Source organism: Kangiella sp., assembly GCF_048265365.1.
Classification (GTDB): Bacteria; Pseudomonadota; Gammaproteobacteria; order Enterobacterales; family Kangiellaceae; genus Kangiella.
The window spans coordinates 1,601,057-1,618,692 of the sequence record NZ_JBLXBT010000001.1 but is presented as its reverse complement, the minus strand read 5'-3'; the positions used below and the strand labels follow the sequence as shown (position 1 = coordinate 1,618,692).

Here is a 17,636-nt window from a genome sequence, read left to right as displayed (position 1 = left end):
AACAAGCTACACTGAGCCTATCAATTCGAAAAACATTCCATAAAACTGATAATAATGAAGCAGTTAGTCATCTTACTTCACGGCATGGGTCGCACCCGCTTTTCCATGTGCTCTTTAGAGAAATACTTTAAACGTCAGGGCTATCAAGTGCTCAATGAGTCCTATGACTCACGAACCAAACAGATTGAGGTCATTGCTGAAGAACACATTGCCAAACTTCTGCAATCCGCCAATATGGATGATCTTGAAGCGGTTCACTTCGTCACCCACTCTCTTGGCGGTATCATGCTGCGTTACTTCTTGAGCCATCATCAAATTGCCAAGCTTGGTCGTATAGTCATGATCGCCCCACCCAACCAGGGCAGCGAGGTGGCAGAACTCTACCGGGATAAACTGTGGTATAAGCTAGCCACTGGCAAACCGGGGCAGCAACTGTATATCAATAACAACCCTCTACTCGAGCAGCTTAAGCCCGTTCCTGCAGATGTCGGAATAATGATCGGCACCAAATCCTCCGATCCCTGGTTTAATCACGCCTTTGCTGGCCCCCATGACGGCAAAGTCTCCGTCGAAAGCGCCCAGCTTCCTGAAATGAAAGACTTCATCACCGTCAACCACGGCCATACCTTCATCATGAACAACAACAAAGTGCAGCAGCAGATCGAACACTTTTTACAGCACGGAGTTTTTGAACAATAATTTGAACAGATAATCACAAAAAAGCCCGCTAACTGCGGGCTTTCTCTTTATCCAATTCCGATATTAACTCTCACTATCAGAACCATTCTCCAACTTCTCTTCATGTTGAAGATCATACGGAGGTGGATTACCCCCTTTACCTTTCAGGTAATGATCCATCCAACGCATCAAACGCATCGAATAATCCAGCTGTGCAGCGGCTTTCTTATTACCGTGACCTTCACCCGGATATAGAACCAATCGAACTGGTGCGTTACCTAAAGTTTTCAGGTAACGGTACATTTCCATTGATTGCGAAGGATGAACACGAGTATCGGCTTCACCATGCATAATCAACAAAGGCGTTTTACCTTTTGGCGCATGATAAATTGGGCTGGTTTCCAGCATCCACTGATAGTCATCCCATGGCCATGCACGAGCGTGAACGGCTTGCATTTCGTTAGGAATGTCTGTCGTTCCAAACTTAGAAAGCTGATTCGAGATACCAACAAACATTACACCTGCTGCATAGTGCTCTGATAGCGCTGTAGCAGACCATGCCGTTGCATAACCACCATAAGAACCACCAGTAATACCCACTCTATCGGTATCGACTAAACCTTCTTTAACCATAGACAATTTACCGTCAAGAATATCGGTAAATTCAGGGTCAGCGTAGGCATGTTGATCTAAACGAGCAAACTCATCACCACGACCGGTACTACCTCGATAGTTAGGGTAGAAAGCGAAATAACCCTGAGCTGATGCGTATTGCCCGGTATCACCGTAGTTGGTTACCCAACCATTAGAGTCATGCGCTTCCGGGCCCCCATGAACAAAAGCAATCATTGGGTAACGCTTGCCTTTTTTATAGTTCAATGGATACACCAGAACACCTTGAATTTTCAGGCCATCGCGCGCTTTATACTCATAAGCAACCTGCTTACCCAGCTCACGCTCAGCTAACCAAGGATTGCTGTCTGTCAAACGCTCAAAACCTTCTGCGTTAAAAGCATAGACTTCGCGTGGATGAGATGCTGTATCAACCAGCGCATATATCTCGCCATCAGCTGAAACGCTTAAACGACGATGAATACCATTGCCATAATCAACCACGGGACGGTCAGCAATTTTACGCTTCACCGCAGCTTTTACGATGCGACTTTCAACACCTTGATGCTCAATGTAAATCACATCATCGCCATTCCAGGCAATATCCATCACATGGCTGCTCAAATTAGCGACTCGTTTATAAATCGTTTCATCATCAACGTTAGCAATGTATAAAGCACCGTTGGTTGGATCGTTGTAATCATTGGCGCCAAGGAAAGCAATCTGCTCACCATCGGTTGACCACACTGCTTTACCTTGTTTGCCTTCAGTTTTGAAGCTAGCAACAATGTCGCCATCCAAATCAATGACTTTAAGTGACTTCTTCATATAGATGTCATCAATCAAGGAAGTCGGTGAGGTTTGGATCATTAATTGATCATTAGCTGGCGAGAATGTTACTGACAGGAGATGCCCATCAATTTCAATCTTTGCCGGCTTTTGCTTGTCATCAGACGAAGCAAGATCATAAAGCCAGGCATGAGTTGAACTAATGTCTTCCTCATAAACCTTCGCTTTAAAGCCTTTTTGGTCAAGCTTCTCTTTATGCTTTGGGTCTTCCTCTTTTGCCAGGAAAACCAACTTAGAGCCATCATGATTTATAGTGTAGCTACCGATGTCAGTTTTAAAGCTCAGGACAGGTTGCGACTCGCCGCCATCTACCGGAATTTTATAAAGCGTTTTATGCTTATCGTCTCCACGCTTGGCCACATAATAAATTACCGAGCTATCGTGTGCCCATTGAACGCCACCAACATTCACTTTGCCAGTTATAAATGGACGGGCTTCGCCACCCTTTTTTATCACGAACAGTTGACTCCAGGCAGCGCCATCTTCATCAACATAGGGTGTGCGAGGTTTAGACTGTGTAAATGCAATGTATTCACCATTCGGTGAAACATCGAGTGAAGTAACAGACTGCAACTTAGAAATATCTCCCAAGCTCATGCCGTCGTTTTTTGCCATCAAGCCGGTGGAGGCAAGCAGCAAACTTATAGAAATCAATAACTTTTTCATTAGTCCCCTTATCAAGGTATCAATTAAGCCAAAAAATATATGCTTCAAAAATTACAAAGCGGACAGGATATAAAAAATCGAACCCCAGTGCCAGCCCATAAACTTATTGGCTTTGTAAAGATAATTAATGCGGAAATGCTTTGTTACATTTAGAAAATTGCCAGAGCTGGCGGCTTTGTTAAAGTGGGGGTGTGGAATTAGTATTAACTACCCCTTAGTGCTAAATCCCGCATCTCAAAATACCTCCTTCTCATTTTGAGACGCAACTTTTGCCCGCCTACTTTAGGCGGGCTTTTTTTTGTCCTGCTGAACTCGTAGACTGGCCTTAAATATCGGTTTAAAAATCGTCCCGATTTCTTGCTGAGTAAAAGTCGGACTAAACTCTTGGTACAGGCTCTCAATGATAGCCTGTTCGCGAGCTGGATCGTAATCATCCATGCCCAGCTTATTTTTTGCTTCACTGAGCCTTAGAACCAGTTGTGCTCGTTTTTCAACCAGCTCCAATAGTTCTCTATCCAACTTATCAATGTCTGAACGTAAGCTCTGTATAACCTCTGAATTCACCGTGTATCTACCGTATTCATTAAAAATCATGGGTTAAGTATGTGTAACTGGCGCCTATTATAGTAGAATTGCGCACAAAGTTGTTAAAAGCCTTTTTCGGCTTAATTGAACCGTTATGACTGAACGCAAAGATACCATTTTCGCAGAGCCACAGGATATCAAGAAATTCGAGTTTGACCACAAAGTGGTTGAAGTCTTTCCTGATATGATCAAGCGCTCAGTGCCCGGCTACACCACTATCATTCAAGGCATTGCCGAAATAGCCCAGCGCTTTGTTCAGCCCAATAGTAAGATATACGATTTAGGCTGTTCCCTAGGTGCGGCATCATTAGCGATTCGTCAAACCGTCGACCGTTCAGACTGCAAGATCATTGCAATTGATAACTCGCCAGCTATGATTGAGCGCTGCCAGATGATTCAATCGAGCTATAACTTTGCCATGCCGATTGAAGTTATTGAAGCAGATATCACCGATCTAGAGATGTCATCTGCCAGCATGATCATTCTGAATTTCACCCTGCAGTTTCTTCCACGCGGCCATAGACAGGAACTGGTTAGCCGTATCTATGATGCTTTGCTGCCTGGTGGTTGTTTGGTTTTATCCGAGAAAATCACCCTGCAGCACGAAGCATTAAACGAACACATCATCGATCTGCATCATGACTTCAAAAAATACAACGGCTACAGCGACATGGAAATCGCACAGAAACGCGCTGCGCTAGAGAACGTGTTGTTGCCAGACACTCGCGAAAAACATTACAAGCGTTTTGCCAATGCCGGTTTTAGCCAATACGACAGCTGGTTCCAGCAGTACAACTTCGCTTCGTTTATTGCCGTTAAATAATACAGAAATTTACCACCATGATTAATTTCAGTAACACTTACAAAGCCATAGCCGATACTCGACTTCACCCCTGGCTCGACCAATTCAAGCAAGCGGTCAACGACCGCATGGCCGATTATACCCACGGTAATCTTAGCGACTGGATCAAGCTGCTTAAGCAACTGCCTGATATCACGCCTGATCATATTGAGCTGGCCAGCAAGGTAGAAATTGGTAGTGCCTCGCAGCTGTCTGAAACTGAACAGCAAGAATTGAAAAAACTCTTGATGAAGTTTCATCCCTGGCGCAAAGGTCCCTATCATTTATTCGGCCAACATATCGATACTGAATGGCGCTCGGATTGGAAATGGGATCGATTGAAAGATCAAATCAGCTCGTTAGAAGATCGTATTGTATTGGATGTGGGTTGTGGCAATGGCTATCACTGTTGGCGTATGGCCGCGCAAAATCCCAAGCTGGTGCTCGGTATTGACCCATCGCAATTATTCTTAATGCAGTTCGCAGTGATGCAAACCTATTTATCCAACTATCCGGTTCACTACTTGCCAGTTGGTCTTGAGTATCTGCCTGAAAACCTATCAGACCAAGGCTTCGATACCATCTTCTCGATGGGCGTGCTTTATCACCGTCGTTCGCCAATCGACCATATTCTGCACATGAAAAACCTGCTGAGTCCTGGCGGTGAACTGGTATTGGAAACCCTAGTAATTGATGGAGAACCTGATCAGTGCCTTATCCCCAAGGGGCGTTACGCACAAATGAATAATGTCTGGTTTATTCCATCAACAGGTATGCTAAAGAACTGGCTTGCAAAATTGGATTTTCAGAATATTAAAGTTGCTAACGTCGCAAAGACCGGACTTGATGAACAACGTGCAACTGACTGGATGACTTTTCAGTCGCTTGAGGATTACCTTGATCCACAAAACAAAGAACTGACCATTGAAGGCTACCCCGCTCCCAAGCGCGCGGTACTGATCGCCACAAAACCCGGCAAGCGCGGCAACGCAAAGGCTGTAAAATAATGGCTGATTATCATATTGTCCCTTTTTGTCCGGAACCGGTGCGCATTCTACATCCTGACAAGCATTTCTTGTTCGTCAATAAACCTGCAGGATTATTGAGTATTCCCGGGCGCCATGAAGAAAATAAAGACTGCGTAGTCACGCGCTTGCAAAACCATCCCAAATCAAAAACTGCCTCAATCGTGCATCGCCTGGATATGGCTACGTCAGGCGTTATGATTTTGGCACAAACTAAATTCGCACACAGAGAAATCAGTAAGCAATTTGAATTGCGCCAGACCGACAAATACTACATCGCAGTAGTCGACGGCATCGTCGAAAATGACAGCGGCGTTATCGACCTGCCTATGATTGCAGACTGGCCAAATCGACCCAAACAAAAAATAGATTTTGAACAGGGCAAAAAAGCCGTAACCGAATGGGAAGTCTTGGAGCGCGATTTAAACAAACAAACCACTCGCCTCAAACTTAAACCCATAACCGGACGCAGCCACCAGCTACGCCTTCACTGCTTTGAATTAGGCCACCCAATCCTCGGCTGCAACCTGTACAATAAAAACGGCTCAGAAGCTAAAGCCAAACGCCTGCTACTGCACGCAGCAAGCCTGACCATAACTCACCCTAAAACTGACAAAACCATCGCTGTTGAGTCACCTTGCCCGTTTTAGCTTGATAAACATCAGAATAATTGTGAAAATACGCCCGCCTTTTCTACACGGTATGTGTACTAATAAGAAAAAACAGTATGCACCAGTAGCTGGGCCTGCCCCGTCTTCCTCAGAAGACAGGGTACAGTTGGATAGAGCGAAGCTCTAAAGAATCTCAGTTAGTGTAGAATTTGAAATTAGTACAGTTAAAAAAAATTAAGCACCTGTAGCTCAGCTGGATAGAGCGTTGCCCTCCGGAGGCAAAGGTCAGAGGTTCGAATCCTCTCAGGTGCGCCATATTCCTTTCCTGTAAGAGCAAGTTGCACTTACCCTGCTCACAACAAAAATATCATTACTGAAACAATCGGATAAATTCTACTCATTATTGGGCGATCGCAGGTCGCCCTTATCTAACAGTGCTACAGAGCTTTATTCTCAAAATGAATAATGGCTTTATCCACAGCTTCATTAATTTCCGATTGATACTCTGCTTCCAACTCCATCATTAGCTTGGTATGGGTCATCTTTTCTTTGGTTTTTAAATCTTTCCAGCCTTGGTGAGTGGGGATATGAGCGGTTTTATCGTAAATGGTATAAAAGACCGCAAATTCATCACGAATGACATCATCTAAGCGCAGCTGATCGATAAGCACCTTTAATCGAATACAACCTTCAATCGTCGGGCACTGTTCCTGCTGCATGGCTTTTGCGATAGAGGTGATGCTTTCAATAACCGACTTCATCTGAGAATCATGCTTTTCAGCCTGAGCTAACGCTGATTGATGAATAGCTTTCTTCTGCTTGTTAAGCTTAAACAGTAGAACTGCTGCATAACTGGCAAGAACGAGGGTTATTAATCCTGCGATGATATAAAAAGTAGTCATAAGGCTAGGGCTTCTTGAAAGGTGTTGGTATTGTACTGGAAGTCATTAAAATACCCAAAGTGGAAACCTTATTTGCCGACCATCTTTTCAATGATCGAAAACACACGCTCGAATTCAGTGAAGCGATGAGTTCCAGTTTCGAATGTATGTATTGGGTAGATGCCTTCTAGTACTTTGGCAGTTTTTGCTGAATCCAGAACTTCGTCATCCATCGCCAGGGCAACTTCGCATTCGCCATAAGGCTCGCTGGTGACTTTATAGTGGTTAAAATCTTGCAGGTCTTTTGTGGTGACCTTAATGCTTTCATCAAATTCACCAAAGACTTTAAACTCTCCTGTTTCGAGTGTTTTGTCTGGTTCAAGCGATGGATTAATCATTAAGGACTTAATTGGGAGCTCTGAAGCCAGCCATCTGGCCCAGAATCCTCCTAGCGAGGTTCCAACGATGATCAGGTCATCATCTTTACCAATCAGTTTTTCGTATTCATTGATAAGAATTTCTTCAGCCACTACTGGCGAGTGCGGCGTATAATTAATGCCCTGAACATGACAGTTAGGAAATGCCTGTTGCATTGCTTTAACTTTAGGGCTTTTTGCGGAGCTTCGAAAACCGTGTAGATACCAGATGTTCATTATATACCTTGTACTCAATTTAGAGCTTTTTTGCTGTACAGATTCATCATGCCCTGCACTGTCTTTTGCATGTCATCGCGGAAGGCTTTTGGCTTAATAACTTCGACCTGATCTCCAAAGCCAAGCAACCACCATTTGATGGACTGAGTAACATTGATCGTTGCAGTTACGAGTACTCTTCCATCTTTAAGCTCTGTCAATTGCTGATCTTTTGATAATGGCGTTTCATTCAGATGCTGCGCTGTCGTCTTATTAAAAATAAGTTCAAGGTTTTGTTCTGAATGTAGACAAATATCAAGACCACCCTGCTCCAGATATTGTCTGATGTCGAAACCGGCTACACGCTTGGGCTGACTGTCGAGAATTTCTATTTCATTTATACGATGTATGGCAAATTGGATAAGACCTTCCGCTCTTTGTCCATCGTAAGTTGCAATCAGATAGCTCACCTGTTCCTGCTGCACTACGCCTTGCGCACTGACAATATAGTCTTTGGTTTCGCCGCCCTTTTTGGTGTAGTTCATTTTGAACTGCTTATTGAGCAGCAATGCCTTATAGATATCCAGCAGATGATTGGCGTTAAACTTGGCGGGCTCCAATGGGTAGACCTTAGGGTAGATGGCAACCCGCTTTTCCCAATCTGCATATTTATACTTTTCATTTTTGAGCGCGAGTTTGGCTTCTTTGAAATATGGCGCAAGTGCATCAAGACTGGCTTCTGGCAATAAGCTGTGGGTATATTTTTCCATCAGCAGGAAACCCAGCGCCAGATCGGGCCCCATTTTCTTGAGTGATATGTGCGAACCCTGAGGGAAGTAATAATAATTTTCCCGCCCTACGGTTTTCACATGCACGCCAAAGACACGTTCCAGCATGGCCATATCGCGTTGGATACTGCGTTTGCTTAAATTGCCAAGGTTATGGCTCGATTCCAGATATTCAATCAGATCGTTGACGGTGACTTTTTGCGGTTCAGTGGGAATGCGTCTGAGGATGGCAAGCTGCCGTTCGATTTGGCTAAGTTCTTTGATTGCCATGAGTTTCCTTTTTTATTATTTATAAAGTACGACACAATATGACGCACTGAAGGGCTAATATCAAGTTTGAGAGAGGACGAGCTGCGAAGTATTTTTAGCCATGGTCAGCGACAAATAGTTTTGCGGCTTGTTTTCTCGCCCCTTTTGACACTTCCACTTTTCGTCACAGGGTAAAAGCCATCAGTGTTTAGGGATGAACCTGAAGGCTTTATTTATTGATATAGATGATTTATTGGGCAGGCACACAGGTATATCACTAGCCTATATCGCTTTATTCCGATTCTTTAAGAACCAGGCTGACTAACTTATGAACCAATGGCGATACCAGGAAAATCGCTGGGAAGGCAACAAAGAACGCGAAGGCCCAGGCTTTGAGCCAGATCGAAACAATATTGCTGACAAGACCGACGTTAAAGACGCTGATAATAAAAGACATGATGCAGGACATCAGCAACGACATAAAGAATGAAAAAACGATGCGGTGGTGCTTTGGGTTTATCATGTGACTATCCGGCAGTATCAATTAGGCTGAAGCATATAGTGGCCTAGCAATTCGTGCAATCCGCTTATTGTATAAGTCTTATTTAATTTGGCTATGAGTGGTCTTATGGTTGTTATCACACCACATTGCTCACAAAGATCTCGCCAACACCTCTTAAAATTGTTACTTTCGTGCAAGATTGGAATGATTGAATTGCTTATGGCTAATAACATTTTTTTGCTCGATGAAACTCCCCTCTTTCCTGATCCGCGATTGGCCCAGGCGGAGCCGAACGGTTTATTAGCCATCGGTGGCGATTTGTCTATCGCCCGATTAACAGAAGCCTATCGCAATGGTATTTTTCCGTGGTTTTGTGAGGATGAACCTATTTTGTGGTGGTCTCCTGACCCGCGCTGTGTATTTATGCTGGATGAAGTTCATGTGTCGCGTTCGCTTAGACGAGAACTTAAAAAAGCTCGCTACAGCATAACCATTAATAAAGCCTTTGCTGAAGTCATGAACCAATGTGCTGCGCCTAGAGCTGATCAGCCAGAAACCTGGATCTTGCCTGAGATGCAGCAAGCCTATTATGAGCTTCATCAATCTGGCTTGGCACACTCTATCGAAGTCTGGGAAAACACTGGTGATGAGGAAACTTTGGTCGGCGGCATGTACGGTGTCAGTATGGGACGTTTTTTCTTTGGCGAATCCATGTTTAGTCGACGCCCGAGCACTTCAAAAATCGCCCTTATCTATTTATCCCACTTCTTAAAACAGGCAGGATTTTCGATGATTGATGCCCAGGTCGGTAATCCACACCTCTACAGAATGGGCGCTCGGGATATGACTCGCGAGGAGTTTTTGTGGTTGTTAAAGCAAGAAATTAACTGGCAACAACCCCCAAACCTATGGCAAAGTAAGATCCTAAGGGATTGGGAAGACTAAAAGGTCAACAGGCCCTCTCAATATGCGAGGCTCTTGTTATGAGTAACAAAGAAAAAAGCACTCAACATATTAAGCTCTACGCAGGGCCAGAGCACGCCTGTGGCTATCTGGACAACCAAACCGCAGTTTCCCTGTTCGCTGATCCTTCGCTCCCCATGAATAACACCCTCTATTCCGAGCTGAGCCGCCTAGGCTTCCGTCGTAGCGGTAATCATGTCTACCGCCCTAAATGTCCTCATTGCTCCGCCTGTCAGCCCTTTCGCGTTCTTACCGAGCAGTTTAAGCCAAGTCGTAGCCAAAGGCGGATACTAAAAGCCAATCATAACTTGAGCGTGCATTTTGAGCCGGCCAGGCCCAACCATGAAGATTATGAGTTATATGAACTTTATGTCACCGCACGGCATAGAGATGGGGATATGTACCCACCTTCATTTGACCAATACGCAGACTTTCTCTTTTCGGACTGGTGTAAATCCGCTCAGATACGGGTTAAAGATGGTGATCAAACAGTGGCTATCATGTGTCTGGATTTACTCGACGATGGCTTATCGGCGGTCTATTCATTCTTTACCACAAACGAGCAGTATAAAAGCCTCGGCGTTTTCCTGATTCTCAAAACCATTGCATTGGCACGTAAGCTCAATCTGCCTTATGCCTATTTAGGTTATTACATCCAAGACTGCCATAAAATGAGCTATAAGAGCTCTTACAAACCAGCTGAGGTTTTGCATAATAACCGCTGGAAACTGCTCTCAGAAACCATTCCTAGCTCTGACATCAGCTAACCCACACCTTTGCGAGTGTCCTCAGTTACTCTCTCGCTTATCGCTCAACTTTGCAAAATTAAGCCTAATTATGCCCCAATCACACAAAATCTTTGCGATTATTGTCTAAATAGTGCATTATACGCGCGCATTTTTTGAACATTTTGTTGGAAAGTCAAAGAGGAGAAACGGGCTTAATATGGCGAAAGAAGACGTAATTGAATTAGAAGGTAAAGTGTTAGAAACCTTGCCGAACACTATGTTTCGAGTAGAGCTCGAAAATGGTCATATTGTTACTGCACACATTTCAGGTAAGATGCGTAAAAACTACATTCGTATCTTAACCGGTGACACTGTTACTGTTGAAATCAGCCCTTATGACTTATCCAAGGGTCGCATTACTTTCCGTGCCCGTTAATTGGAAGCATTAGATGAAAAAAGGCGCTTGAAGCGCCTTTTTTGTTTTTGAATATTAAGTCAAGGAGAGAAGTAGCTCGCCCCTAAAGCGGCAGATAAGTAAATCAGGATGTTCCCTGAGGTAGTTTTTCCATATGTGGCTCGATTCGAATATCCAGCTCATCATCTTTCATGCTGACATAAACATCCCCGCCCTGCATTAACTTACCGAATAAAATCTCGTTAGCCAGCGGTCGGCGAACTTTATCACTTATCAAGCGTGCCATTGGGCGTGCACCCATATTCTCATCATAACCGTGTTTAGCAAACCACTCTCGAGCCGTGTCATCCACATGTAAATTCACCTGCTTATCATCAAGCTGACCTTGAACTTCGGTTAAGAACTTATCAACGATCGACATGATCACTTTCTGTGGTAATGAATTAAACCATACAATCGCATCGAGACGGTTTCTGAACTCCGGTGAGAATGTTCGATTAATGGCCTCTTCATTATTACGCGAACGATCCTGCTCTTTAAAGCCGATAGTACCTTTAATAATTTCCTGCGCACCGGCGTTACTGGTCATGACCAGAACGATGTTTCGGAAGTCAGCCTTACGCCCGTTGTTATCGGTTAATGTGCCGTGATCCATCACCTGCAATAACAGGTTGAATACATCAGGGTGAGCTTTTTCAATCTCATCCAGTAAAACAACCGCGTGCGGATTCTTGTTTACCGCTTCAGTCAATAAACCACCCTGGTCATAGCCAACATAGCCAGGAGGTGCGCCAATTAGGCGAGAGACAGTATGACGCTCCATATACTCGGACATATCAATGCGAATAAGCTCAACGCCCATTATACGAGCTAGCTGGCGGGTTACTTCTGTTTTACCGACACCAGTTGGCCCGGCAAACAGGAATGAGCCCACTGGCTTATTCTCTTGCCCTAATCCCGCACGCGATAACTTAATCGACTCTGATAGCGTTTCAATAGCCTGATCTTGCCCGAATACAACCATCTTGAGGTTGCGCTCAAGATTTTGCAGCAGCTTTTTATCCGATGAGGAAACCGTTTTCTCAGGAATACGAGCAATCTTAGCAATTACCTGTTCGATCTCATGGGGGGTAATGGTTCTTTTGCGTTGATCTTCCGGCAAAATTCGTTGGCGAGCGCCAGCCTCATCAATCACATCAATCGCCTTATCAGGCAACTGACGGTCATTGATATATTTAGCAGATAACTCTGCCGCAGCTTGAATCGCCTGTTTCGAATAAGAGACGCCATGATATTTTTCATAGCGATCTTTTAAGCCTTCTAGGATACCAATAGTGTCTTGGACCGTTGGCTCGTTAATATCGATTTTCTGGAATCGGCGTGCTAAGGCGTGATCTTTCTCAAAGATACCGCGATACTCCTGGAATGTGGTTGAGCCCATACAGCGCAGCTCACCGTTTGCCAAGACCGGTTTAATCAGGTTGGATGCATCCATTGTGCCGCCTGAGGCAGCACCTGCACCAATAATGGTGTGAATTTCATCAATGAAGAGTATGGTATGCGATTCTTTTTTGAGCTGGGCGAGAACGGCTTTTAGGCGCTTCTCAAAGTCGCCGCGGTATTTGGTACCCGCTAACAACACCCCTAAATCTAACGCATAAACTACCGCATCTTTTATAACTTCAGGCACATCGCCATCCACTATGCGTTTGGCCAGGCCTTCCGCAATGGCGGTTTTACCGACACCGGCTTCACCAACCAATAAAGGGTTGTTTTTTCTGCGGCGGCATAATACCTGCACCACACGCTCAATTTCATTAGCCCGACCAATCAGGGGATCAATTTTACCCTGCTCGGCTAATTTATTGAGATTAACTGCATATTGATCAAGTGGACGCGGTTCTTGTGGCTCTTGTTCACCTTCCTCATGTTCCAGCTCAGGAAAATCATCGTCTTCTTCTGAGCCAATTCCATGAGAAATGAAGTTCACTACATCGAGGCGAGAAATATCCTGTTTAGACAGTAAGAATACCGCTTGCGACTCTGGTTCGCTAAACATGGCAACCAGAACATTGGCTCCACTGACGGCTTCACGACCAGATGACTGAACATGAAATACCGCACGTTGCAGAACTCGCTGAAACCCAATCGTTGGTGAAATTTCAAACTCGTCATCTTCATCAGAGAATTGCGGTGTAGTTTGATTGATAAACTTCTCAAGGTCAGATTTAAGAATGCCGACATCTGCTCCGCAAGCACGCAAGACTTCCAAGGCGTCCTTATTGTCCAACAAGGCTAGCATCAGGTGTTCGATGGTAATAAATTCATGTCGTTTTTCACGAGCATCGTGAAACGCATGGTTTAATGACTGTTCAAGTGCTTTATCGAGCATAATACCACCTACCTTTTGTAACGCTTAATTGAGTTACTCACCGTCTTCTGGCTCCATAACACATAACAAAGGATGCTGATTTGCGCGAGCAAATTCATTGACCTGAACTACCTTGGTTTCAGCAATATCAGGTGTAAATGTACCACACACACCTTGCCCTTCGTGATGAACCTGCAACATAACTCTGGTTGCCTGCTCTGTATCCATAGTAAAAAACTTACGCAGCACATCCACCACAAAATCCATTGGGGTGTAATCATCATTAAGAATCAACACCTTATACATGGGTGGCTGTTTGAGCTTGGGTTTGGCATCGGCGACTGCTAAGCCGTGCTCATGCTCATGATCGTGGTTCTGATTGTGATTTTGGTCGTTACTCATAGCAACTTCTTTCGCTAAATGTCTCTATCATTATGGCATAAATGGGGCCATAGGTAAGCAAGATCAAGCTTTGCATTAAGTTTCTATTCAGATATATACAGTCTATAATTAGCGAGGCTTTTTTTACAACTATTAGGATAGAAAAATGACAATTCATAAATTGGGCTTAGCCACATTATTAATCTCTGGTCTGGCGCTAAATAATGTAGCTCAGGCTCAAACAGAGGCAGACATTTCTGGCATTCTTGGCGGTGGTTTATCTTTTGGTGGCGAGACTCTAGTTGATGATATTCGTTTCTATGACGGTTCCAGCGACGAAGTTAAAACTGGCGAAGGATTGTGGATAGATTTCGGTTTTAGAGCTGGCTTCGAAGGCTGGGCACTCAAAAATACGATTGGTTACAAAAGCGGCGGCGTTTTTGCATCCAATGGCGATGCGACTTTTTCACGTATGCCCCTAACCGTGATTGCTTCTCTTGATAATAATGGTCACCTGTTTGGCGCAGGTTTTACCTATGAGTTTAACCCTGAGCTGGAGATTGACCTACCAGGTTTATACGGCACGGCAGAATTTGAGAACGCCTTGGGTTTAGTGCTTGAGTATGAAAATAACCATGACACCTGGGCTTGGGGTGTTCGCTATACTCATATCGACTATGATTATGATCCTACTGGCGAAAGCTTCGATGGCAATAATATCGGTGCTTTCTTCAACTGGTATTTCTAAAGTTGGTACAGTGTTATGAAAAGCGACTTCGGTCGCTTTTTTATTGCCTGTTTTATTTGAACAGAGCCTTAGGTGTCAATAACCAATCCAGACGACCTCGATTCGCTTCGACCTCCTGCCAATGATTTGCTCGGAACGAAAGTCTAGCGACAGATGCCGTAGGAAATTTTACATTAGCCCCCATGGCTAATTCTGCAATAAGGGATGAGCACATGGGCTCATGAGCAACCAACATCAACTTATCAACAGCATTATCCTGCTTGTGTATAAGCTCAATGGCTTCTTCAGCACTGGCTAAATAGAGTTCACGACAATATTGTACTTCAGACTTCCAACCGCCCTTTTCTTTTGCAAGCGATAGAGTTTGCTTTGTTCTCACTGCAGTTGAGCATAAGACCCGTTTCGGATCTTGTTTAATCATAGCTAAATGCTTGCCCATTTTTTCAGCAGCAATTGCACCTCGTTCAGCCAATGGTCTTTCATGATCACTTGAAAACCTGGCTTCCCAGTCGGACTTGCCATGCCTAAAAATGTACAGTTTCTTGCTAGATGCTTCCTCGCCTTCAAAGTCAGTTTGATTTTGCTTCATCGTTCTACATCCGTTCAATGTCATGCAGAGTATTATCATAGCGCTAGATAACAACTTAATGACAGAATTTCTACAACTTAAAGAAACCTGTAATTATTTATGCAGATTAGTTTCGATTCTATTAGAATAAGCCCAAGAATGATTCACACAATAACAAAAGGGGTAACAGTGAAGAAAATAGAACACGGTTTTGAACGAGCACTTTTCAGCAGTCGCTGGATTTTGGCACCATTTTTTGTAGGTCTGATTCTTTCGATTTTTATATTGTTGGGTAGCTTCGCAAAAGAGCTATGGCACCTCATTACCCACTTTGGAGGGCTTGGGGAAATTGCGACGATTCTCGGTATCCTGGCACTCGTCGACATGACCTTACTGGCTAACCTGCTCATCATCATTATTTTTAGTGGTTACGAAAGCTTTGTCTCTAAAATTGACGTATCCAACCATGAAGACCGCCCAGGCTGGATGGGTAAAGTGGGCTTCTCAACATTAAAAGTGAAGCTTATCAGCTCGATCGTAGCGATTTCTGGTATCGATCTATTAAGAACTTACATGCAATTGGACAAGATGCCAGAAGCCATTGAGACCGATGTGGTGATGTGGAAGCTGCTGATTCATGGAACCTTTGTTATTTCTGGATTGTTGTTTGCTGTCATGGACTACCTGACTACCAAGTCTGGTAACGATCATTAACTGCTGGCAAGCAATCAGCTACAAATGATATCGACACAAAAAAAGCCCTCTATAAGAGGGCTTTGCTTTATATTCTAAAAAATCCTAAAAATAACTCTAAGCTTCAGTTTCAACTTTGGCATCTTGAGCATTTTTAGCAACCGAAACAATACCATTGTTACGTCCACTTTCAGATTTATACATCTGGCTCTTACCAATTTGCTGCCCGTTGGTAGCATTCAGAGTAAAGTAAAAGCGACCATCTTTGGCTGTTTCCTTCGAGAACCGGTCACCATTCAAAGAGTTTTTGCGCACTGAATCGATGCCATTCTCACATGCCGACTGGGAGCCATAACCCTGACTTTGCAATATGGTTTCACCGTTTCCGGCTTTTAGCACAAAATATAGCTTCCCATCTTTTCCTTTTGATATAACAAATTTTCCCGCCATAAGTTCCACCTTAGAGTTTTTCGATTAATGACAATGCTGCTTACTTATTAATCAGCTAGCAACAATAATCCTCTTTTTGTTTGCCAACAGCAAGTCATAGATCACAAATTTAACATTAGAGTAAAACTAGCGAGTATGCTTACCGCCAGTCCAGCCGCCTTTGGTCAGAACTCTATTACCCATTTGTTTTGGAGAATCTTCGAGATCAGTTGCCATAGAGTCATTCCAGCGATTTAAGAAGCCATACAAACACACCGCACCTAATATTTCGACGATTTGATCATCAGACCAATGTTGCTTCATACGTTTCATCAACACATCATCCACTGCATTCGGCACTGAACCAGCCGCTAGCGCATAATCAAGCGCAACTCGTTCTGCATCGCTGTATAAAGAACTGGTTTGGTATTCCCAGATGGCATCCAGTTTGTCTTGTGAAATGCCATGAATGTTAGCAGCAATCAGTGAGTGAGCTTCACAATACTGACATCCGGCTGCCCGGCTTGCAAAGTGCGCAATCAAACGTTTAAAACCTAAATCAACTTCACCCTCGGGATCCATCACCGCCTTGGTCAGTACACCAAAAGCCTGCACCATCTTTGGTCGGCGCTGCATGGTTAACAGGCTGTTTGGAATAAATCCTAAAATTTCTTCGAAAATTTTAAAGTCGCTCGCCAGCTCTGGATGACTATCAGCGGGTATAGGTTTTAAATGTGCCATAAGCAATTCCTCAAATATTATGATTAATTATGAATAAAACAAACTCCGGTACCACCATACCCACAATAACCTGCTGGATTTTTAGAAAGGTATTGTTGGTGATACTCTTCGGCTAAATAATACGTTTTAAACGGTTCTATGTCCGTGGTAATGGTTGAATAACCCTTATCGCTCAATAGTTCTTGATACTCATCTCGACTGACCTGTGCCTGATCCTGCTGCCCCGTATTATGAGCAAATATAACAGAACGATATTGAGTCCCTACGTCATTGCCCTGTCGCATACCTTGCGTGGGGTCATGATTTTCCCAAAACAGCTGCAATAGTTCCTGATAAGAAATGACGTTAGGATCATAGATAACTTGTACAGCTTCAGCATGACCTGTAAAGCCACTACATACCTGTTCGTAGCTGGGCTTTTCAAAGTCTGAGCCAGCATACCCAACACTGGTCATCACCACACCATCCTGTTGCCAAAATAGTTTTTCAGCACCCCAGAAGCATCCTAGAGCAAAGGTTGCGATCTCCTGCCCTGCTTCAGGCTGTGTCGTTATGGTCTTATTAAATACATGATGGTTCATGAGCAGGCTCCAAGGGTTATCCAACTGTTAGAGTATCAGTTTTTGTTAATGTTACAAAAAAGGCTTTCCGAAGAAAGCCTTTTATACAACCATTAATAA

At 43.9% G+C, this 17,636-nt stretch carries 21 protein-coding genes and 1 tRNA gene; 10 read left to right on the top strand and 12 right to left on the bottom strand.

Annotation, left to right across the window (positions count from 1 at the left end; all coding sequences use genetic code 11):
- Positions 1–54: 54 nt before the first annotated feature.
- Entirely contained in the window at positions 55–699 is a 645-nt protein-coding gene (locus tag ACN0VI_RS07520; protein WP_331889973.1) for a lipase, read from the top strand.
- A 63-nt stretch (positions 700–762) separates the two neighbouring features.
- Here the strand turns inward: ACN0VI_RS07520 and ACN0VI_RS07515 are convergent, their stop codons facing one another.
- Both ACN0VI_RS07515 and ACN0VI_RS07510 read right to left on the bottom strand, forming a co-directional pair.
- Positions 763–2,805 (bottom strand): S9 family peptidase, encoded by a 2,043-nt coding sequence (locus ACN0VI_RS07515; protein WP_417446304.1) that lies wholly within the window; start codon positions 2,803–2,805, stop codon positions 763–765.
- 282 nt (positions 2,806–3,087) lie between these two features.
- The gene (locus ACN0VI_RS07510; protein ID WP_331889977.1) at positions 3,088–3,369 is read right to left on the bottom strand and encodes a chorismate mutase; all 282 of its coding nucleotides are present in this window, start codon (positions 3,367–3,369) and stop codon (positions 3,088–3,090) included.
- A gap of 115 nt (positions 3,370–3,484) precedes the next feature.
- Here ACN0VI_RS07510 and cmoA point away from each other — a divergent pair, with 115 nt between their 5' ends.
- The 4 genes from cmoA (at position 3,485) to ACN0VI_RS07490 (ending at position 6,182) form a co-directional block, all read left to right on the top strand.
- Entirely contained in the window at positions 3,485–4,213 is a 729-nt protein-coding gene (cmoA, locus tag ACN0VI_RS07505) for a carboxy-S-adenosyl-L-methionine synthase CmoA (RefSeq protein WP_331889979.1), read from the top strand.
- Positions 4,214–4,230: 17 nt separating this feature from the next.
- A complete protein-coding gene (gene cmoB / locus ACN0VI_RS07500; protein ID WP_417446303.1) occupies positions 4,231–5,238 on the top strand; it encodes a tRNA 5-methoxyuridine(34)/uridine 5-oxyacetic acid(34) synthase CmoB in 1,008 nt (335 codons plus the stop codon).
- Positions 5,238–5,906 carry a pseudouridine synthase gene (locus ACN0VI_RS07495; RefSeq protein WP_417446302.1) on the top strand — a complete coding sequence of 223 codons (669 nt, stop codon included), beginning with the start codon at positions 5,238–5,240 and terminating at the stop codon, positions 5,904–5,906. Before cmoB ends, ACN0VI_RS07495 begins: the two co-directional genes overlap by 1 nt.
- A 199-nt stretch (positions 5,907–6,105) precedes the next feature.
- A tRNA-Arg gene (locus ACN0VI_RS07490) sits at positions 6,106–6,182 on the top strand.
- A 122-nt stretch (positions 6,183–6,304) separates the two neighbouring features.
- Here ACN0VI_RS07490 and ACN0VI_RS07485 read toward each other — a convergent pair.
- The 4 genes from ACN0VI_RS07485 to ACN0VI_RS07470 form a co-directional block, all read right to left on the bottom strand.
- Positions 6,305–6,769, bottom strand: coding sequence for a DUF2489 domain-containing protein (locus ACN0VI_RS07485; protein ID WP_417446301.1), 465 nt, complete (start codon positions 6,767–6,769; stop codon positions 6,305–6,307).
- 68 nt (positions 6,770–6,837) lie between these two features.
- Positions 6,838–7,401 carry a YqiA/YcfP family alpha/beta fold hydrolase gene (locus ACN0VI_RS07480; RefSeq protein ID WP_417446300.1) on the bottom strand — a complete coding sequence of 188 codons (564 nt, stop codon included), beginning with the start codon at positions 7,399–7,401 and terminating at the stop codon, positions 6,838–6,840.
- A 14-nt stretch (positions 7,402–7,415) separates the two neighbouring features.
- Positions 7,416–8,438: a helix-turn-helix transcriptional regulator gene (locus tag ACN0VI_RS07475; RefSeq protein WP_417446299.1), complete on the bottom strand. Its 1,023-nt coding sequence runs from the start codon at positions 8,436–8,438 to the stop codon at positions 7,416–7,418.
- Positions 8,439–8,709: 271 nt separating this feature from the next.
- The gene (locus tag ACN0VI_RS07470) at positions 8,710–8,940 is read right to left on the bottom strand and encodes a DUF2798 domain-containing protein (RefSeq protein WP_417446298.1); all 231 of its coding nucleotides are present in this window, start codon (positions 8,938–8,940) and stop codon (positions 8,710–8,712) included.
- Positions 8,941–9,138: 198 nt separating this feature from the next.
- Between ACN0VI_RS07470 and aat the strand changes: the two genes are divergently transcribed.
- The 3 genes from aat (at position 9,139) to infA (ending at position 11,046) form a co-directional block, all read left to right on the top strand.
- Positions 9,139–9,864, top strand: coding sequence for a leucyl/phenylalanyl-tRNA--protein transferase (gene aat, locus ACN0VI_RS07465; protein ID WP_417446297.1), 726 nt, complete (start codon positions 9,139–9,141; stop codon positions 9,862–9,864).
- Positions 9,865–9,902: 38 nt separating this feature from the next.
- Positions 9,903–10,649: an arginyltransferase gene (locus ACN0VI_RS07460; RefSeq protein ID WP_331889995.1), complete on the top strand. Its 747-nt coding sequence runs from the start codon at positions 9,903–9,905 to the stop codon at positions 10,647–10,649.
- Positions 10,650–10,827: 178 nt separating this feature from the next.
- Positions 10,828–11,046 carry a translation initiation factor IF-1 gene (gene infA, locus ACN0VI_RS07455; protein WP_012801389.1) on the top strand — a complete coding sequence of 73 codons (219 nt, stop codon included), beginning with the start codon at positions 10,828–10,830 and terminating at the stop codon, positions 11,044–11,046.
- A 103-nt stretch (positions 11,047–11,149) separates the two neighbouring features.
- On the opposite strand, the gene clpA is transcribed toward infA, so the two are convergent.
- Together clpA and clpS are read right to left on the bottom strand one after the other, a co-directional pair.
- Positions 11,150–13,417, bottom strand: a complete 2,268-nt coding sequence (gene clpA / locus ACN0VI_RS07450) for an ATP-dependent Clp protease ATP-binding subunit ClpA (protein ID WP_331890001.1) — start codon at positions 13,415–13,417, stop codon at positions 11,150–11,152.
- Between the two features lie 33 nt (positions 13,418–13,450).
- Entirely contained in the window at positions 13,451–13,798 is a 348-nt protein-coding gene (gene clpS, locus ACN0VI_RS07445; protein ID WP_012801391.1) for an ATP-dependent Clp protease adapter ClpS, read from the bottom strand.
- Between the two features lie 145 nt (positions 13,799–13,943).
- Between clpS and ACN0VI_RS07440 the strand changes: the two genes are divergently transcribed.
- Positions 13,944–14,525: a hypothetical protein gene (locus tag ACN0VI_RS07440; RefSeq protein ID WP_417446296.1), complete on the top strand. Its 582-nt coding sequence runs from the start codon at positions 13,944–13,946 to the stop codon at positions 14,523–14,525.
- A 52-nt stretch (positions 14,526–14,577) separates the two neighbouring features.
- On the opposite strand, the gene ACN0VI_RS07435 is transcribed toward ACN0VI_RS07440, so the two are convergent.
- The gene (locus ACN0VI_RS07435) at positions 14,578–15,114 is read right to left on the bottom strand and encodes a SixA phosphatase family protein (protein ID WP_417446295.1); all 537 of its coding nucleotides are present in this window, start codon (positions 15,112–15,114) and stop codon (positions 14,578–14,580) included.
- A gap of 168 nt (positions 15,115–15,282) precedes the next feature.
- Here ACN0VI_RS07435 and ACN0VI_RS07430 point away from each other — a divergent pair, with 168 nt between their 5' ends.
- Positions 15,283–15,807 (top strand): TIGR00645 family protein, encoded by a 525-nt coding sequence (locus ACN0VI_RS07430; protein WP_331890007.1) that lies wholly within the window; start codon positions 15,283–15,285, stop codon positions 15,805–15,807.
- A gap of 96 nt (positions 15,808–15,903) precedes the next feature.
- Here ACN0VI_RS07430 and ACN0VI_RS07425 read toward each other — a convergent pair whose 3' ends face one another.
- The 3 genes from ACN0VI_RS07425 to msrA all read right to left on the bottom strand — a co-directional run bounded on the left by ACN0VI_RS07425 (position 15,904) and on the right by msrA (position 17,537).
- A complete protein-coding gene (locus ACN0VI_RS07425) occupies positions 15,904–16,236 on the bottom strand; it encodes a YegP family protein (protein WP_012801395.1) in 333 nt (110 codons plus the stop codon).
- 126 nt (positions 16,237–16,362) lie between these two features.
- Complete coding sequence (locus ACN0VI_RS07420; RefSeq protein ID WP_417446294.1) at positions 16,363–16,956, bottom strand: carboxymuconolactone decarboxylase family protein; 594 nt, start codon at positions 16,954–16,956, stop codon at positions 16,363–16,365.
- A 23-nt stretch (positions 16,957–16,979) separates the two neighbouring features.
- The gene (gene msrA, locus ACN0VI_RS07415) at positions 16,980–17,537 is read right to left on the bottom strand and encodes a peptide-methionine (S)-S-oxide reductase MsrA (RefSeq protein WP_417446293.1); all 558 of its coding nucleotides are present in this window, start codon (positions 17,535–17,537) and stop codon (positions 16,980–16,982) included.
- Positions 17,538–17,636: the final 99 nt, after the last annotated feature.

Bases quoted from the DNA above. Each gene is read 5' to 3' on its own strand.
- ACN0VI_RS07440 (WP_417446296.1), top strand. From the start codon at position 13,944: ATGACAATTCATAAATTGGGCTTAGCCACATTATTAATCTCTGGTCTG.
- ACN0VI_RS07520 (WP_331889973.1), top strand. From the start codon at position 55: ATGAAGCAGTTAGTCATCTTACTTCACGGCATGGGTCGCACCCGCTTT.
- aat (WP_417446297.1), top strand. From the start codon at position 9,139: ATGGCTAATAACATTTTTTTGCTCGATGAAACTCCCCTCTTTCCTGAT.
- infA (WP_012801389.1), top strand. From the start codon at position 10,828: ATGGCGAAAGAAGACGTAATTGAATTAGAAGGTAAAGTGTTAGAAACC.
- cmoA (WP_331889979.1), top strand. From the start codon at position 3,485: ATGACTGAACGCAAAGATACCATTTTCGCAGAGCCACAGGATATCAAG.
- cmoB (WP_417446303.1), top strand. From the start codon at position 4,231: ATGATTAATTTCAGTAACACTTACAAAGCCATAGCCGATACTCGACTT.
- ACN0VI_RS07485 (WP_417446301.1), bottom strand. From the start codon at position 6,769: ATGACTACTTTTTATATCATCGCAGGATTAATAACCCTCGTTCTTGCC.
- ACN0VI_RS07470 (WP_417446298.1), bottom strand. From the start codon at position 8,940: ATGATAAACCCAAAGCACCACCGCATCGTTTTTTCATTCTTTATGTCG.
- ACN0VI_RS07480 (WP_417446300.1), bottom strand. From the start codon at position 7,401: ATGAACATCTGGTATCTACACGGTTTTCGAAGCTCCGCAAAAAGCCCT.
- ACN0VI_RS07460 (WP_331889995.1), top strand. From the start codon at position 9,903: ATGAGTAACAAAGAAAAAAGCACTCAACATATTAAGCTCTACGCAGGG.
- ACN0VI_RS07435 (WP_417446295.1), bottom strand. From the start codon at position 15,114: ATGAAGCAAAATCAAACTGACTTTGAAGGCGAGGAAGCATCTAGCAAG.
- clpS (WP_012801391.1), bottom strand. From the start codon at position 13,798: ATGAGTAACGACCAAAATCACAATCAGAACCACGATCATGAGCATGAG.
- msrA (WP_417446293.1), bottom strand. From the start codon at position 17,537: ATGAACCATCATGTATTTAATAAGACCATAACGACACAGCCTGAAGCA.
- ACN0VI_RS07475 (WP_417446299.1), bottom strand. From the start codon at position 8,438: ATGGCAATCAAAGAACTTAGCCAAATCGAACGGCAGCTTGCCATCCTC.
- ACN0VI_RS07420 (WP_417446294.1), bottom strand. From the start codon at position 16,956: ATGGCACATTTAAAACCTATACCCGCTGATAGTCATCCAGAGCTGGCG.
- clpA (WP_331890001.1), bottom strand. From the start codon at position 13,417: ATGCTCGATAAAGCACTTGAACAGTCATTAAACCATGCGTTTCACGAT.
- ACN0VI_RS07495 (WP_417446302.1), top strand. From the start codon at position 5,238: ATGGCTGATTATCATATTGTCCCTTTTTGTCCGGAACCGGTGCGCATT.
- ACN0VI_RS07425 (WP_012801395.1), bottom strand. From the start codon at position 16,236: ATGGCGGGAAAATTTGTTATATCAAAAGGAAAAGATGGGAAGCTATAT.
- ACN0VI_RS07515 (WP_417446304.1), bottom strand. From the start codon at position 2,805: ATGAAAAAGTTATTGATTTCTATAAGTTTGCTGCTTGCCTCCACCGGC.